The 15,623-nt window shown below is 45.6% G+C and carries 16 protein-coding genes; 1 reads left to right on the top strand and 15 read right to left on the bottom strand.

The features are described 5' to 3' along the window. Positions 1 to 174: 174 nt before the first annotated feature. The 7 genes from ACOJRU_RS03370 to rplM form a co-directional block, all read right to left on the bottom strand. Complete coding sequence (locus ACOJRU_RS03370; RefSeq protein WP_421133645.1) at positions 175 to 627, bottom strand: ClpXP protease specificity-enhancing factor; 453 nt, start codon at positions 625 to 627, stop codon at positions 175 to 177. After that, positions 624 to 1,256: a stringent starvation protein SspA gene (gene sspA, locus ACOJRU_RS03365; RefSeq protein WP_421133644.1), complete on the bottom strand. Its 633-nt coding sequence runs from the start codon at positions 1,254 to 1,256 to the stop codon at positions 624 to 626. Before sspA ends, ACOJRU_RS03370 begins: the two co-directional genes overlap by 4 nt. Positions 1,257 to 1,365: 109 nt before the next feature. After that, positions 1,366 to 2,100, bottom strand: coding sequence for a cytochrome c1 (locus tag ACOJRU_RS03360; protein WP_421133643.1), 735 nt, complete (start codon positions 2,098 to 2,100; stop codon positions 1,366 to 1,368). Continuing rightward, positions 2,097 to 3,362, bottom strand: a complete 1,266-nt coding sequence (locus ACOJRU_RS03355) for a cytochrome b (protein ID WP_421133642.1) — start codon at positions 3,360 to 3,362, stop codon at positions 2,097 to 2,099. Before ACOJRU_RS03355 ends, ACOJRU_RS03360 begins: the two co-directional genes overlap by 4 nt. Position 3,363: 1 nt before the next feature. Next, positions 3,364 to 3,996, bottom strand: a complete 633-nt coding sequence (petA, locus tag ACOJRU_RS03350) for a ubiquinol-cytochrome c reductase iron-sulfur subunit (RefSeq protein ID WP_421133641.1) — start codon at positions 3,994 to 3,996, stop codon at positions 3,364 to 3,366. A gap of 444 nt (positions 3,997 to 4,440) precedes the next feature. Then, positions 4,441 to 4,833 carry a 30S ribosomal protein S9 gene (gene rpsI / locus ACOJRU_RS03345; RefSeq protein WP_421133640.1) on the bottom strand — a complete coding sequence of 131 codons (393 nt, stop codon included), beginning with the start codon at positions 4,831 to 4,833 and terminating at the stop codon, positions 4,441 to 4,443. A gap of 12 nt (positions 4,834 to 4,845) precedes the next feature. After that, positions 4,846 to 5,274 carry a 50S ribosomal protein L13 gene (gene rplM / locus ACOJRU_RS03340; protein WP_421133639.1) on the bottom strand — a complete coding sequence of 143 codons (429 nt, stop codon included), beginning with the start codon at positions 5,272 to 5,274 and terminating at the stop codon, positions 4,846 to 4,848. Positions 5,275 to 5,657: 383 nt separating this feature from the next. On the opposite strand from rplM, the gene ACOJRU_RS03335 reads away from it, so the two are divergent. Continuing rightward, positions 5,658 to 6,824, top strand: a complete 1,167-nt coding sequence (locus ACOJRU_RS03335) for a hydroxymethylglutaryl-CoA reductase (RefSeq protein ID WP_421133638.1) — start codon at positions 5,658 to 5,660, stop codon at positions 6,822 to 6,824. A 21-nt stretch (positions 6,825 to 6,845) separates the two neighbouring features. On the opposite strand, the gene mazG is transcribed toward ACOJRU_RS03335, so the two are convergent. The 8 genes from mazG to recJ form a co-directional block, all read right to left on the bottom strand. Then, on the bottom strand, positions 6,846 to 7,670 hold the full coding sequence (mazG, locus tag ACOJRU_RS03330; RefSeq protein ID WP_421133637.1) for a nucleoside triphosphate pyrophosphohydrolase: 825 nt from the start codon (positions 7,668 to 7,670) through the stop codon (positions 6,846 to 6,848). Beyond that, positions 7,648 to 9,831 (bottom strand): GTP diphosphokinase, encoded by a 2,184-nt coding sequence (gene relA / locus ACOJRU_RS03325; protein ID WP_421133636.1) that lies wholly within the window; start codon positions 9,829 to 9,831, stop codon positions 7,648 to 7,650. The genes mazG and relA overlap by 23 nt, the downstream gene beginning before the upstream one ends. Positions 9,832 to 9,844: 13 nt before the next feature. Continuing rightward, entirely contained in the window at positions 9,845 to 11,224 is a 1,380-nt protein-coding gene (gene rlmD / locus ACOJRU_RS03320) for a 23S rRNA (uracil(1939)-C(5))-methyltransferase RlmD (RefSeq protein WP_421133635.1), read from the bottom strand. Positions 11,225 to 11,242: 18 nt separating this feature from the next. Beyond that, positions 11,243 to 11,620: a holo-ACP synthase gene (acpS, locus tag ACOJRU_RS03315; RefSeq protein WP_421133634.1), complete on the bottom strand. Its 378-nt coding sequence runs from the start codon at positions 11,618 to 11,620 to the stop codon at positions 11,243 to 11,245. Positions 11,621 to 11,647: 27 nt separating this feature from the next. Continuing rightward, on the bottom strand, positions 11,648 to 12,385 hold the full coding sequence (gene pdxJ / locus ACOJRU_RS03310) for a pyridoxine 5'-phosphate synthase (RefSeq protein ID WP_421133633.1): 738 nt from the start codon (positions 12,383 to 12,385) through the stop codon (positions 11,648 to 11,650). A gap of 358 nt (positions 12,386 to 12,743) precedes the next feature. Further along, complete coding sequence (gene recO, locus ACOJRU_RS03305; protein WP_421133632.1) at positions 12,744 to 13,445, bottom strand: DNA repair protein RecO; 702 nt, start codon at positions 13,443 to 13,445, stop codon at positions 12,744 to 12,746. Between the two features lie 15 nt (positions 13,446 to 13,460). Next, entirely contained in the window at positions 13,461 to 13,736 is a 276-nt protein-coding gene (locus tag ACOJRU_RS03300; RefSeq protein ID WP_421133631.1) for a hypothetical protein, read from the bottom strand. A gap of 45 nt (positions 13,737 to 13,781) precedes the next feature. Beyond that, a complete protein-coding gene (recJ, locus tag ACOJRU_RS03295) occupies positions 13,782 to 15,503 on the bottom strand; it encodes a single-stranded-DNA-specific exonuclease RecJ (protein WP_421133630.1) in 1,722 nt (573 codons plus the stop codon). Positions 15,504 to 15,623: the final 120 nt, after the last annotated feature.

The following is a 15,623-nucleotide window of genomic DNA, read 5'->3' as shown; positions in this document are numbered from 1 at the left end:
GAATATCGCAAAAGTATCACGAAAAAATCACATTAATGTATACAACATTATGCGTAGCGAAATCTATCGACGAGCGATGCTACCGTTAAATAGAAAGAAATGTGCGTAAAGGGCTGGCTAAAACTTAGGTGGGTATAACAAAAAGGCTTTCTGATACAGAAAGCCTTTTTAAAATTACTTGATAACTTTAAGCGTCGGTTTGCCTTTTTTAGGCGGCACCGGTGCGTCACTCAACGCTGAAGCATCCGCATCCTCTATCGAAGATGGCTGTGTTGTCTCTGGCTGTGGTGCTATGTCCCCGGCCATTTCCTCTTCAGTCGCAAATACCGTTCCCGCACCATTTTCACGGGCATAAATCGCCATGATTGCCTCACAAGGAATAAGCAACCTGCGAGGTTGTCCGCCGAAACGAGCTTGAAAAGAAAGCTCATTGAGGTCTAGGGCAAAGTTTACACACGCACCAGGCGATACGTTTAGTACTATTTGCCCGTCTTTTACAAACTCTTGCGGTACTTCTACACCCTGCATTAACGCATTAACGACAATATAAGGCGTTAAATCGTTATCGACTATCCACTCGTAGAACGCCCTAAGCAAATAGGGCTGATTAGACGTCATTGATGTCATAGCGGGTTGTGAATCTCACGCTCTTGGTCAGTAAGCGACGCTTTGAACGAGCTGCGAGAGAAAATATTGTTCATATAGCCGTTAAGCTCTTTACTACCTGCACCGGTAAGTTCAATACCTAACGCTGGTAAACGCCATAATAGCGGTGCTAAATAGCAATCAACTAAACTAAACTCTTCACTCATGAAGTACGGCATTTCGCCGAATACTGGCGCTAATGATAAAAGCGCTTCGCGTAAATCATTACGTGCAGCTTCAACATCACCCTCACCACGGAAAATACGCGCAGCAAGCGAATACCAGTCTTGCTCGATACGATGCATCATTAGACGGCTTTGACCACGTGATACAGGGTAAACAGGCATCAATGGCGGATGAGGAAAGCGTTCGTCTAAATATTCCATGATGATATGAGACTTATAAAGTACAAGTTCTCTGTCAACAAGAGTAGGAACAGTTCCGTAAGGGTTTAACTCCAACAGATCTTCTGGCAGATTGCTTGGATCTGTGTAGCTGATTTCGACACCCACACCTTTCTCTGCCAACACAATGCGTACCTGGTGGCTATAAATATCAATTGTGTCAGAGAACAACGTCATTATAGAACGTTTATTCGCGGCTACGGCCATTCAATTTCCTCCGTCGAGAAACAAGTTAATGCCCTATTCTTGGGCAAATTTCAAATATCAAAAAAGGGGGCGAGACGCCCCCTTTGACATTATACATAAATCTGTGCGATTAGTGCACTTCTCGCCAGTATTCTTTCTTCAATAAGTACACAAATACAAATAGTACTGCAATGAAGATTAATACCCACTTACCAATCTTATGCGATTCAAGCTTCGATGGCTCACCGCTATACTCAAGGAAGTTAACGATATCAGCAACCGCTTGGTCATACTCATCAGGCGACATTGAACCTTTGCCATCTGATTTTAACCCTACATAGCGCTTAACCATTTCGCCATCAACCATTTGCTCTTCGTATGTACGGGTAGGGGTACCCTGTAGCGGCTGAAGAACATGAGGCATACCCACTTCAGGGAATACCGTGTTGTTAACACCAAATGGGCGACTTTCGTCAGCGTAAAAAGAGCGTAGGTACGTATAAATCCAGTCTTCACCACGAACACGCGCTACTAGCGTAAGGTCTGGTGGCGCAGCACCAAACCAACCTGCAGCAGCCTCTTCAGGCATCGCACGCGTGATATAGTCAGTGACCTTCTCACCGGTGAACTGCAAATACTCTTGTCCAAGTTCATCAGGAATACCTAAGTCTTGGAATGAACGCTGGTAACGCTGATACTTCATTGAGTGACAGCCAAGGCAATAGTTCATAAACAATTGCGCACCGCGTTGTAAAGACGCCTTATCTGATAGGTCGATAGGTGCCTTGTCTAAGTGCACGTTTCCACCCGCTGCTAATGCAACGCCAGGTAGGAAGAATGCTAAAAAGCACATCAATTTTTTCATTTAGGGATCCTCTCTGGTACAGGTTTAGTATTTTCGTTTTTGCTGTACAAGAACAACGCAACAAAGAAGCCAAAGTACATTACCGTCGCAACCTGCGATGCAATGATTTTCCAGTTCTCTTGTGGTGTGCCGCCTAGGTAGCCTAAGAAGATAAACACAATTGCGAATACAATTAGGTTTACTTTGTGAAGACCACAGCGATAACGCCATGACTTAACACGACCTCTATCAACCCAAGGAAGCGCGAACAAGGCAGCGATAGCACCAAACATGGCCAATACACCGAACAATTTATCAGGTACAGCTTTCAAAATGGCATAGAAAGGCGTGAAGTACCAAACTGGAAAAATATGCTCAGGCGTTTTCAGCGGGTTCGCAATTTCAAAGTTAGGATGCTCTAGGAATTTACCGCCCATTTCTGGTGCGAAGAACATGATATACGTGAATGCTGCAAGGAAAATACAGAACGCAACCAAGTCTTTTAACACAATGTGTGGGAAGAATGGCAGTACGTCGTCAGCAATGTCGTACTTGCTTGTATAGTATTCATGGATCTCGTACTTCGTCTTTTCAGACTCAGGTAGTGAACCTTTCTTGTGCTTAATCGCAACACCATCTGGGTTATTAGACCCCACTTCATGCAATGCGATGATGTGTAAGAACACAAGAATAACAATGACAAGTGGTAGTGCAATAACGTGTAACGCAAAGAAACGGCTTAACGTTGCGCCAGAGATAACATAGTCACCTTGAATCCAGATAACCAGGTCAGGCCCGATAACCGGAATAGCACTAAATAACGATACGATTACCTGTGCACCCCAATAAGACATTTGTCCCCACGGAAGTACATATCCCATAAAGGCTTCAGCCATAAGCGCTAGGTAGATAAACATACCAAACACCCACAATAGCTCGCGAGGCTTTTGGTAAGAACCGTAAATCATGCCGCGGAACATGTGCATGTAAACCACAATAAAGAACGCTGAAGCGCCAGTACTGTGCATATAACGTATTACCCAACCGTAGTCGATTTCACGCATGATGTATTCAACAGACGCGAATGCACCTTCAGAGGTGGGTACAAAATTCATTGTTAGCCAAATACCAGTAACAATTTGGTTAACTAAAACGATAGTTGCCAAGAAACCGAACACATACCAGAAGTTCATGTTTCGTGGCGCTGGATATTGAATGGCGTGCATGTTTGCAACGCGCATCAATGGAATACGTTCTTCAATCCAACCTAAAAACCCATTCATGTTACGCTACCTCCGCTTCTGAGCCGATGATAATCGTAGTGTCATCAACAAACTGATAAGGCGGTACAACGAGGTTTAATGGCGCTGGAACGTTTTCGAAAACACGACCAGCCATATCAAACTTCGAACCATGACACGGACAGAAGAACCCATCAGGAACGCCTTCAACGTACTCTTCAAACGCGCCATCTTTAAGATGCTGTGGAGAACACCCTAGGTGCGTACAGATACCTACTAAGATTAGGTATTCTTCTTTCATAGAGCGGAAACGATTCTGTGCAAACGTTGGTTGTTGCTCTGCTTCAGAATTTGGATCTTTAAGCTGATCTTCGTGCCCACCCAATTCCTCTAGAATTTCAGGTGTGCGACGTACAATCCATACAGGCTTGCTTCGCCACATAACACGCACTAGCTGTCCAGGTTCAATCCCGCTGATATCAACTTCGATATCAGCACCCGCAGCTTTCGCCTTGGCGCTTGGATTCCAGGACGCAATAAAAGGGACTGCCGCGCCAACAACACCTACACCACCAACTACCGAGGTGGCTACGGTCAAAAACCGACGTCTCGTGTTGTTTTCAGGCTGGTTATCGTTGTGTGCAGATTCTGTTGCATCTACAGATACATTGCTCATCCACATTTCTCCAGGTTCGGATAATCATGGTGGGCAACTCAAACTTATACTGGTCTTATTTCGTTTGAATCGTCGCACCAAATGGCTTGTCATGAAGAGTCCCGAGCGCGTTTTTACACGGTTACAGGAATTCATAAAAGTTTTTCAATTTTTTCGACCGCAAATGATAAAAGAAAAGCCCTTATAAACACAAGGTTTTACTGGTATTTAGGCAATAATTTAATTGTAGTCGTTGTATAAGGAATAGTGAGGGAAGCGTCTAAAATCAAGGATTTGGGTGAATTATGCACGTTACTCACGACGAAATTAAACCTTTGTTACTTTCACTACGTCGTTATTTTACTAACGTTTTTGGTAAGTTAGCGATGACAAACTGGTTTAAGTACATAAAACAAAGGCAAAAAAAAACCCGGTAAAAACCGGGTTTTTGGATAAAACGTAAAATTAACGCTTTGAGAACTGTGGACGCTTACGCGCTTTGTGTAGACCCACTTTCTTACGTTCAACTTGACGAGCGTCACGAGTAACGAAGCCAGCTTTACGTAGTGCAGGACGTAGCGCTTCATCGTACTCCATAAGAGCACGAGTGATGCCGTGACGAATTGCACCAGCTTGACCGTTAGAACCACCACCTTTAACAGTGATGTATAGGTCAAACTTTTCTAACATTTCTACAAGTTCAAGTGGCTGACGAACAACCATGCACTCTGTTTCACGACCAAAGTACTCGTCAAGAGCACGTTGGTTTACTTTAATGCTACCTGTGCCTGGACGCAGGAACACACGAGCAGTAGAACTTTTGCGGCGGCCAGTGCCGTAGTATTGAGTATCTGCCATGTCAGTTGCTCCTTAGATGTCCAAGACTTGTGGTTGCTGTGCGGTATGCTTGTGCTCTGCACCTGCATAAACTTTCATTTTACGGAACATTGCGCGTCCAAGAGGACCCTTAGGCAGCATTCCTTTAACTGCTTTTTCAAGAACCATTTCTGGCTTGTGAACAATTAATTTTTCAAAGTTTGTCGTTTTAAGACCACCTGGATAGCCACTGTGCGCATAGTACATCTTACCTTGCGCTTTACGGCCAGTAACCGTAATTTTTTCTGCATTGATAACTACGATGTAGTCACCAGTGTCCACGTGAGGTGTGTACTCTGGCTTGTGCTTACCACGAAGGCGCAATGCAATTTCAGAAGCCAAACGGCCTAGTGTTTTGTCTGTGGCGTCTACCACGTACCAGTCACGTTCTACCGTTTCTGGCTTAGCAACAAAAGTTTTCATTTAAATATCACCCGAATAATATCGTCGTTACTGATTTCTGAACACCAGAAATCACCATAAAATCAACACAAAGACCCCTTCGAGCCGGCCGATTCTTCCACCTTCCCAAAGGTGGGCGTAACTGGGCAGGGCGCGAATTATACAGGTTTTGAGCAAAATGCGAACCCCTAATTGCAAAAAAAAGCGTACGAATTTCATCCATCGCCTATGATGCTAGTAATTATTACGTGTGGTACGGTAATCGCACTATCGTAAACGCGCTGAAAAACAAAAAGCGTTGCGCATTATTTTCTATGACTTTGACTAATATCATTACATCACGCCAATATATTTCCAATCGTGGTCTTTCAAACCTACTATGATGAGAACGGTAGGAGAAAAATATGAAGAAGATACCCCGTTCGGCATCCAACGATTATTCAGTGGACATGGTTAACACCAGACGCCAGTTCATAGAAAAGGAAACGAACACCTCGCTTCCTCACCTTTCCCACTTTTCTCTACCACCAGAATCGGTAGCCGGAAACATAGAAAATTTTACTGGCGTAGCGCAAGTTCCTATTGGTTTTGCAGGCCCTATGACAGTGCAAGGTGAGCAGGCACAGGGCGATTTTTACGTTCCTATGGCCACAACTGAAGGCACGCTTATAGCAAGCTATAGTAGAGGAATGCGCCTCACCCGTGAGGCAGGCGGCGTAACAACCACCGTTATCGACGATGCAATGCAGCGCGCCCCCATGTTTTCATTTTCAAACGCCCGTGAAGCACTTGCCTTTGGCCAATGGGTAAAAGCGAACTTTGGGTTAATCAAACAGGCATGCGAAGCAAGTACACAGACTGGTAAACTGCGCGATATAGAACAATACGCGGTATCGAAGCTACGATGGTTACGATTCAATTTTACCAGTGGTGACGCTGCGGGACAAAATATGGTGAGCAAAGCAACCAAGGCGGGATGTGAATGGATCATTGCGAATTATCCCGCCCCCATCGAGCATTTTGTACTTTCCGCGAACCTCGATACTGATAAAAAGCACTCACACTTAAACACATTGCATACACGAGGTAAGCGAGTCGTCGCCGAAGTTACACTTCCTAAGGAATTGGTAACCGACGTTATGCATTGCACACCCGAGGCACTTTTTAAACAACGCCAATATTCTAATATGGGCGCAATGATGGCCGGGAGTGTGAGCAATGGTGCACATTTTGCCAATGGTATTACTGCATTATTTATCGCTTGCGGGCAAGATGTCGCCAATGTTGCAGAATCCTCAGCAGGGTTTACTTATGCCGAAATCACGCCAAACGGTGACTATTATTTTTCTGTTACGATCCCGTCACTTATTGTCGCCACCTACGGAGGCGGCACTGGGCTTGGCACACAAGCAGAGTGTTTACGCGTATTAGGATGCGACGGTACAGGTAAGGTTAATAAATTCGCTGAAATTGTTGCGGCGACGGTACTTTGTGGAGATTTATCACTCGCCTCTGCTGTTGTTGCAGACGAATGGGTCTCTAGTCATGAACGGTTAGGCCGAAATCGTTAACCAATAGGCGATTTATCGATGTTATCGTTCGTTTTGCTTTACTTGTTGCCAAAGCGCTTCCATCTGTTCTAACGATAACGAGGATAAATCAGCAGCTTGCTGTTTAGCCCGAGCTTCGACTCCTTTGAAACGAGTAGCGAATTTAGTGCTTGCTCGCCGAAGCGCGGTGTCAGCATCAACATTGCAATGGCGCGCTACATTTACCATTGCAAAGAGTGCGTCGCCAATCTCCGCTTCGATAAGCTGCTGCTGGCGCTCATCTGCATCAAGCTCTTGCTGAATTTCTTCCACTTCTTCACGTACTTTATCAAGCACCGGGCCAACCTCTGGCCAGTCAAACCCTACTTTTGCGCATGCTTTTTGTAATTTTTGCGCATACATAAGCGCTGGCATACCGGCGGGTACGCCATCTAACACGCTAGGGCCGTCACCCTGTGGCGCGCTATTTATCTTCTCACTCGCTTTAATCGAGTCCCACTGAGCATTAAGCGCTTCATCACTCAATGCTACTTTCTTTGTACCAAACACATGCGGATGACGCCGGATTAGCTTATCGCTAACCGCGTTTGCAACGTCGCCGAAAGTGAATTCATTGGCTTCTTGCCCAATATGTGAATAAAAAACGATATGAAAAAGTAGGTCGCCTAATTCTTCCTTTATGTCATCGGTGCTTCCATTCTCAATGGCATCGACCACTTCATACGCTTCCTCTATCGTATAGCGCGTGAGGCTTTCCATTGTTTGCTTTACATCCCAAGGGCAACCGCTGTCCGGGTCACGCAATCTTGCCATAATGTCTAACAGACGACTGAGTTCCGCTGATTTAGAACTGTTTTCTTCTTGCATCAGTCACCCCTTTAAGTTGTCGAAGCCTTGATAATACTTTTGACAGTTTATCTAAATCTAAGACTTCAATTGAAATGGTGATAAGCGCGGTTTGCCTGTTTTTATCACTTAAACTGTTCACGCCAAGCAGCGGAACATTTTCATTCGCAAGTACCGTGGTAATGTCACGCAAAAGCCCTGTTCTATCGTGACAATAGATATCGACACCAGTTTCAAAACCGACTTTTAATGCATCAGACCAATTTACTTCAATCTGGCGTTCTGGATGTTGAGACAACAAATGCTGTAACTGATCGCACCCTTCCTTATGCACACTCACACCGCGTCCTTGAGTGATGTAGCCCATTATCGGTTCGCCTGGAACCGGCTTACAGCAATTTGCTAGCTGACTCATTAAATGACCAACACCTTGCACAATAACCGCATCTTTCTTCCCTGAACCACCGGCGGTTTTGCGTGTTTTTACTTTGGGGCTAATCTCAGGCTCAGGCTGCTCTGGCTCATGCAAATGATGAATAAAGTTGATGACCTGCATGACTCTGACATCGCCAGCACCGACAGCGGTGTAAAGGTCATCGTTATTATTAAGGTTGAATTTCTCGCACGCGCTTGAAGGCACTTTTACCGGAAGGTGAGCGCGATGTAACTCTCGCTCTAATAACTCTTTACCGGCCGCGAGGTTTTTGTCTCTATCTTGTTTTTTGAAGAAAGAGTGGATGGTTGCGCGTGCTCGAGATGAGTGCACATAACCTAAACCAGGATGCATCCAGTCTCGACTTGGGTTGAGGGCTTTTCCGGTAAGCACCTCAATTTGATCACCGCTTTGCAGTAAATACGTAAACGGTACAATACGCCCGTTCACCTTTGCACCTATACACCGATGGCCAACATTACTGTGAATATAATAAGCAAAATCAAGCGGTGTGGCCCCTTGAGGCAGGTCAATAACATCGCCCTTCGGCGTAAATACGTAAACGCGATCGTCGAATACTTGGCTTCGCAGCTCCTCAACCAAGTCACCCGATTCAGAGACTTCTTCTTGCCACGCGAGTATGCGACGTAGCCAGTTTATTCGTTCATCGAAACCAGATTGTTTACCCGAACTTCCCTCTTTGTACTTCCAGTGCGCAGCAACCCCTAGCTCGGCATCTTGATGCATTTTATGCGTTCTTATTTGTATTTCGACCGGCTTGCCTTCAGGCCCAACAATCACTGTATGTATAGATTGGTAACCGTTCGCTTTTGGCGTTGCAATATAGTCATCAAACTCATTTGGGAGATGCTTATAATTTGCATGAACCGTACCGAGTGCTGCGTAGCAATCCTGAAGTCGTTCAGCAATAATGCGTACCGCTCGGATATCGAAAAGCTGTTCAAATGTGAGGCGTTTTTTCTGCATCTTTTTCCAGATACTGAAAATATGCTTTGGCCTACCGTATACCTCTGCTCGAATACTATCGTTGTTCATTACCGACTGTAAGTCATCGACTATGGCATCGATATAGTCAGCCCGCTCTTGACGTTTGCCATCAAGTTGCTTGGCTATACGCATGTAGGTATCTGGGTGAAGGTACCTAAACGCGAGATCTTCAAGCTCCCACTTAAGCTGGCCTATACCCAGTCTATTGGCGAGTGGCGCGTAAATGCTCGCACACTCTCTAGCCACCATAACACGGGTTTCTTCGTCGGCTTTTTTGACTTGTTGAAGCGCGCAAATACGCTCAGCCATCTTAATAACCACGGCACGCACATCTTCGACCATGGCCAAAAGCATTCTGCGAATGCTATCAATATGCTGCTCGTCAGATTTCTCAGATAAACCGTGCGCGCTTGCCTTTTTACTGTGCAATGCTTTAATTGCATCCATTCTACGCACACCAATAACCAGCTCACAAATTTCATTGCCAAAGGTTTCTGTTATTGCCGCATCGTCTAATTGGTGTTGTTCGCAATGAGGAAAAACCAGCGCCGCTTGAAGCGTAACGTCGTCCATATTAAGTTGGCAGAGAATTTCCACCATTTCTTGGCCAACAAGTAGCTTTTCAGGTTCAGAGGACACACTTCTTAATTTATCTTTCGTTTCATCAGACAAGGTAAGGCTGTCCAACCAAACTTCAAAGGGAGGTCGCTCCGCGGCATGTACTTTTCTTGTCGACACCATAACTCAATACTCGTTACTGTTTTTTACGTGTAAATAACGCCATCATTTCCATGTGCTGGGTAAACGGAAACATTTCAACGGCTCCCGCTTTATCGATCACGTAGTTATGCTCAAGAAGCACCCGTGCATCTCTTATAAACGTGCTAGGGTTGCAAGAAACGTACACTATTGACTGAGGCTTTGCCTGTGCAAGTGCGTGACAAACGGTCAACGCGCCCTCTCTTGAGGGGTCTATCAACACTTTATCAAACCCTTTCGTCAGTGCACCGCGCACGTCTTTCTCGTTCGCTAAATCGAGATGTAACCACTGCACATTAGTAATGCCCTGTTTATGCGCATTCTGCTGGGCACGTTGCACCATTTCAGGTACGCCCTCTACCGCCTGAACCTCAGCCCCAGTTTTCGCGATAGGCAAAGAAAAATTTCCCAAGCCGCTGAACCAATCCGCTACTCGCTCACCTTTTTTAGGCGCAAGCCACGCAAGCGCTTGTGTAATCATTTGCTGGTTTACACTTTCATTCACCTGAATAAAGTCGTTTGGTGCAGGTGATAATGTCAGGCCATCTTGTGTATGCACGTTAAGCTCGGCAATACGATGTACATAAGACAATCGCCCTTGCTTATTTTCCAAACAAACATTAATACCGTTCGCGTCACCAAAGTCACTGAGGGCGCTCACAAATTCGGGCGTTAGCGGCCTTGTATGCTTTACGGTAACCTGCGCCACATTATTGCCTGCAACAAGGGTTACATGGCCTATAGCGCGGGCACATTCATAGCCAGAAAACAGTGCCTGTAGCGGAGTAAGCAAGGCATTGAGCGCAGGCACAAGCACCGGGCAGGAAGGCACATTGATGATATTTTTGCCCGCATGTTCTCGAAAGCCAAGCTTAACGTTATCCATATTTCTGGCATCAATCGCTAAACGCGCTTTTCGTCGATAAGCTGGCGTGCTTCCTGATAAGGGTGCTACCCATACATCCTCAGACACGTGAAGCTGGCGCGTAAGCATTGCTTTTAGTGCATCATCTCGAAGTGACAAAGCAGCCTTTGCGTCGATATGCTGTAACTGACAACCACCACATGTTGAGGCTAGCGAGCAAAACGGGACAACCCGATGTTCAGACGTACTATTAAGCTTGGTTGTCGTCGCATTCGCCACCCGCTTTTTATTGCTAACCACCTTAACTTCGCATGCCTCGCCCGGTAGCGCGCCCTCTACGAAATACATTATTTCGCCACGGACCACCCCATTACCCATCCAATCCAGGCTATCGATAGTCAGTGATGCCTGCTCGGGAACAGCGCTTGCGCTTACCCTGGCCTTTACCTTGCCGCTTTTACGTTTGCTGATAACGCTTTTCGTTTTACCCGGCTTATAAAAATTAACCAAAAAATGACTCCGGTACCGTTAGGATTCTAGAATGACCGTTGCCACGGCATAAGATTGTTCGTCAGAAATACTCAGAAACGTCTGCTTTATCCCTCTTTGCTCACACAATGCTGCCAGTTCACCTGATAACACGAGAAACGGCGCTCCCACCTCATTATTGCGCACTTCAATGTGTTGCCAACTTACCCCGTTACCTATACCCGTGCCGAACGCTTTCACTGTCGCTTCCTTTGCGGCAAAACGCTTGGCAAGGTAAGCCAGCTTTGTTTTACTTTTCTGATATGTATCGTATTCACTTTCGGTGAGTATGCGACGGGCAAGTCGACGCGTTACCGTATCGTCCTTTCCTAAACGCGCAATTTCAATGATATCCGTACCTAAACCTGCAATGGCCACTCGTTGTCCTCTTCAAATGGGATTGCGTTATAAACCCGCTCGGGCTTCTAGCATTAATTTACGCATATCAGCTACGGCAGTATGCAGCCCGTCAAAGGCGGCTCTTGCAATAATAGCGTGGCCAATGTTTAACTCGATGAGCTGAGGAATAGCAGCAATAGGTTTAACGTTGTGATAATGCAGGCCATGGCCAGCGTTCACTTTTAATCCTTGGCGGTCGGCATACTCAATACCTTCAATTAACCGCGCCAGCTCTTCTTGCTGCGCCGCTTCGGTCGTTGCTTCTGCATATTGGCCAGTATGAATTTCAATGTAAGGCGCACCACATTCAACCGCGGCGTCAATTTGAGATTTATCAGCATCAATAAATAATGACACTTGAATATTTGCGTTAGCGAGACGCTCACACGCCGCTTTAACATGTGCAAGATTTCCCGCCACATCTAATCCACCTTCGGTGGTAAGCTCTTCCCTTTTTTCGGGAACAAGACAGCAAAACGCAGGGTTAATTTCCTCTGCAATAGTAACCATTTCTTCAGTCACTGCCATTTCAAAATTAAGGCGGGTGTTAATGGTTTGGGCTAATAACCTTACGTCACGATCTTTTATATGGCGTCTGTCTTCACGCAAATGAACGGTAATGCCGTCAGCGCCAGCACGTTCGGCAACATCAGCCGCATGGACGGGGTCGGGATAGTGCGTCCCTCTCGCATTGCGAAGTGTAGCGATGTGATCAATGTTTACACCTAGAAGAATCGAATTCATGAATGTGTGCCTGTGTTATTACTTAATTTAAAAATGCTGAGCGAGCTGTAATCTTCGCGGTAACGCTATATTTGATTATTACAACCGTGGGCAATATCGAATTACCGTTGTTCTCTTGTGAACCGTGTTTCAATACACGTAACCCCTTTACGAAATATTACGTCTTTAAGTTTCATTCTGGCGCACGGACTTTTTTAGCGGTAGTCGGTTTTCATTGTTCAACTAATTCATGGCGCGATGTAGAGACCAGCATATCTTGCGGTAACGAGTGTAACAAAAACAACGACCCACGCGCATTATTTCATTATGCGCATGCATGATAGCGTAACGTAAAAACAAGCCAGCGACGTGCTAATAACTAACGCTTTCTTACTGAAAACAGCTCTCTGCTTTTTAACGGCTTGTCGCCAATCAATGGTTTTAGTAAGTCGCGACACAGTACCTTCGCTACTTTTTTTCCCACATCGTCAAACTCCCCTCTTGCTAAGCCAAGCAACGCAGCGCCCGGAAACCCGCGAGCTTGCCTGCCATCAGGTGTCGCATAAAACCCTAATTCGGGGTGCAAGTAATATGTGGTCGTCTCAACAATGGGCTCATCGTTTTGCAAGTCAAATGTGAAGTCGGGCAAAAGGCCCATCTCTTCAAGCAAGGAAAACTCAAATTCGCGCAGCGTTAATTCAAGGTCAGACGATGAAGATAACGCCGTTAACGCAGTGGTGTAGGCGTGAAATAGCCCATCACTAGAAAGGCCTGAGGGCATAATACGATTCACTAGCTCGTTGACGTACATCGCACAAAACAGTGCCTTTCCCGGAAAAATAAGCGAGGCCGCAGTATTTTCTACATGACGTAAGTTTTTAAGTTCGGATTTACCCGCCAACTGTAAACGTAATGCCTGAAACGGCTGTAGTAGACTTTTTTTATCCGACTTACTGTTTTTCACCCCTTTTGCGACCGCACTCACCCGCCCTTCTTCTAGTGTGAAAAAGTCAACAATATAGCTTGTTTCTCGGTACGGCCTGCGATGTAAAACAAACGCAGTCAACCACTCGTCATTCATTGCATCATCATCACATTAACTGCGTTTTAAACGCACCACTTTCATGGTTTCAAACTCCATGCCAGCGACACTCTCTATGTTGGGGTAGTAAGTAATGTTAACGCGCGCCCCTTTTAAACTTTGATATTGCTGTTTGCGACGATATATAAAAGGGACATCAACACTTTCTATCATTATTGTATTGCGCACCCACTCACCTTCATCACGCTGTACATGAGACGTCACTTTCATATTATCAGACTGTGTTAACTGCCGGTGCTTTTTAACCAGTTTCTCGCTTTCAGATTTCATTACGTCACTGCGTTTGTAGTATGTGTTTTTAACAAAGGGTTATGCTTACGTTGGCGTTATTTGCTCAACCAATAACTGAACCGTTTCGTTGCCTCTAAATACATTAACATCTAACCGATACGCTAACTGAACGCGCCGATGCGATGCGTTAGGCCACTGTGTTAAGTCGACATTAAAAGCGATGGCATCAACTTCGCCAACCTGTGGTGCACGCAATACTAACTTTAAATGCTTCTCGCCCACTAATCGTTGGCTTACCACATCGAATTCACCATCAAACAATGGCGACTCAAAGCCTTGCCCGAACGGCCCAGCCATTTTAAGAAGACGCGCAAAATCAAGTGTTAGCTCTTTTGCAGTTAAAACGCCGTCAGATAAGATTGAATGATTGCCATCAAGCTTTTGCAGATGCGCTTGTGCGACCGCAATAAACGCACTTTCAAAAGCAGATAGCTTTTCTACAGGAAGGCTCAATCCCGCCGCCATGGCGTGACCACCAAACTTGTCAATAATATCAGGGTAACGCGTATTGACCTCTTCAAGTACATCACGAATGTGTACCCCAGGGATAGAACGTGCTGACCCCTTAATAACGTCATCATCTTGATGTGCAAATGCGATAACAGGTTTAAGGTATTTTTCCTTGAGTCGGCCAGCAACGATGCCAATAACGCCCTGATGAAAGTCTTTTTGATAAACCACCAGCGCGGATGGAACATCCCCCTCATCAAGTGCCATCTTTTCTAGCACTTGCTCGGCCTGCGCTTTCATGCCCGTTTCTATTTCGCGGCGCTCACGGTTTAGCGCATCGAGCTCTGCGGCAATCATTCGTGCTTGAATGGGTTCATCTTCCAACAAACAGGCAATACCTTGCGACATATCATCTAACCGGCCGGCAGCGTTTAGACGTGGACCCACAACGAACCCTAAATCGGTTGACGTTAAGTGTCCGCATTCTCTATTTGCAACGTCGACCAATGCTTTGATACCTGGCCTACATTTACCGGCACGAATACGTTGAAGCCCCTGATGCACCAAAATTCGATTATTTTTATCTAGCACTACCACATCTGCCACCGTTCCCACGGCTACAATATCAAGTAAGCTTGCTAGGTTGGGAGGCGCAATACCTTTGCTGGTGAAGTAGCCCTTTTGCTGAAGAACAGACTTTAAAGCAAGCATAATGTAAAACGCGACGCCAACCCCGGCCAGGTTCTTTGAGGGAAACGTACAGCCATGTTGGTTGGGGTTAACGATGGCATCAGCATTAGGGGTTTCATCGCCTGGAAGGTGGTGATCGGTGACAATAACCTGAATGCCCAACGATTTAGCATGTGCCACACCGTCAATGCATGAGATACCGTTATCCACCGTCATTATTAGGTCGGCGTGTTGCTGCTTTGCAATATCGACGATAGGAACACTTAATCCATAGCCAAAATCAAAGCGGTTCGGCACAAGGTAATCGACATTTGAGTATCCAAGCATACGCAATGCAAGAATACATACCGCAATGCTCGTCGCACCGTCGGCATCAAAATCGCCGACAATGATAAGCTTTTTATTATCCTCAATAAGCGTAGAAAGCAGCTCAGCGGCGTGCAATGCACCTTTTAGTGCATTGAAATGCGTCAACCCTTTTAGGCCAATATCTAGTTCATCGACGCTGGTTATGTTTCTGCCTCGATAAATGCGGTCTATTACGGGGTGTAAGTCGGATGTTAAAGCGGGGCCGTTAACTTCACGGCGAACAACAGGCAATATCATTTGATACCAAATATCGTCAATTCATATCTATGATATGATAACCGAGATCAGTGGGAGAAAGGCAAGAAATTAGTGGATTTATAGCATCATTTGCGGATTGCGCTGCGCGCATTTGCTAAA

It is taken from the genome of Alteromonas algae (assembly GCF_049117195.1).
In the GTDB taxonomy this organism is placed as follows: domain Bacteria; phylum Pseudomonadota; class Gammaproteobacteria; order Enterobacterales; family Alteromonadaceae; genus Alteromonas.
This window is presented reverse-complemented; position numbering and strand designations above follow the sequence as displayed.

Bases quoted from the DNA above. Each gene is read 5' to 3' on its own strand.
- ACOJRU_RS03370 (WP_421133645.1), bottom strand. From the start codon at position 627: ATGACATCAATGACGTCTAATCAGCCCTATTTGCTTAGGGCGTTCTAC.
- sspA (WP_421133644.1), bottom strand. From the start codon at position 1,256: ATGGCCGTAGCCGCGAATAAACGTTCTATAATGACGTTGTTCTCTGAC.
- ACOJRU_RS03360 (WP_421133643.1), bottom strand. From the start codon at position 2,100: ATGAAAAAATTGATGTGCTTTTTAGCATTCTTCCTACCTGGCGTTGCA.
- ACOJRU_RS03355 (WP_421133642.1), bottom strand. From the start codon at position 3,362: ATGAATGGGTTTTTAGGTTGGATTGAAGAACGTATTCCATTGATGCGC.
- petA (WP_421133641.1), bottom strand. From the start codon at position 3,996: ATGAGCAATGTATCTGTAGATGCAACAGAATCTGCACACAACGATAAC.
- rpsI (WP_421133640.1), bottom strand. From the start codon at position 4,833: ATGGCAGATACTCAATACTACGGCACTGGCCGCCGCAAAAGTTCTACT.
- rplM (WP_421133639.1), bottom strand. From the start codon at position 5,274: ATGAAAACTTTTGTTGCTAAGCCAGAAACGGTAGAACGTGACTGGTAC.
- ACOJRU_RS03335 (WP_421133638.1), top strand. From the start codon at position 5,658: ATGAAGAAGATACCCCGTTCGGCATCCAACGATTATTCAGTGGACATG.
- mazG (WP_421133637.1), bottom strand. From the start codon at position 7,670: ATGCAAGAAGAAAACAGTTCTAAATCAGCGGAACTCAGTCGTCTGTTA.
- relA (WP_421133636.1), bottom strand. From the start codon at position 9,831: ATGGTGTCGACAAGAAAAGTACATGCCGCGGAGCGACCTCCCTTTGAA.
- pdxJ (WP_421133633.1), bottom strand. From the start codon at position 12,385: ATGAATTCGATTCTTCTAGGTGTAAACATTGATCACATCGCTACACTT.
- recO (WP_421133632.1), bottom strand. From the start codon at position 13,445: ATGAATGACGAGTGGTTGACTGCGTTTGTTTTACATCGCAGGCCGTAC.
- ACOJRU_RS03300 (WP_421133631.1), bottom strand. From the start codon at position 13,736: ATGAAATCTGAAAGCGAGAAACTGGTTAAAAAGCACCGGCAGTTAACA.
- recJ (WP_421133630.1), bottom strand. From the start codon at position 15,503: ATGATATTGCCTGTTGTTCGCCGTGAAGTTAACGGCCCCGCTTTAACA.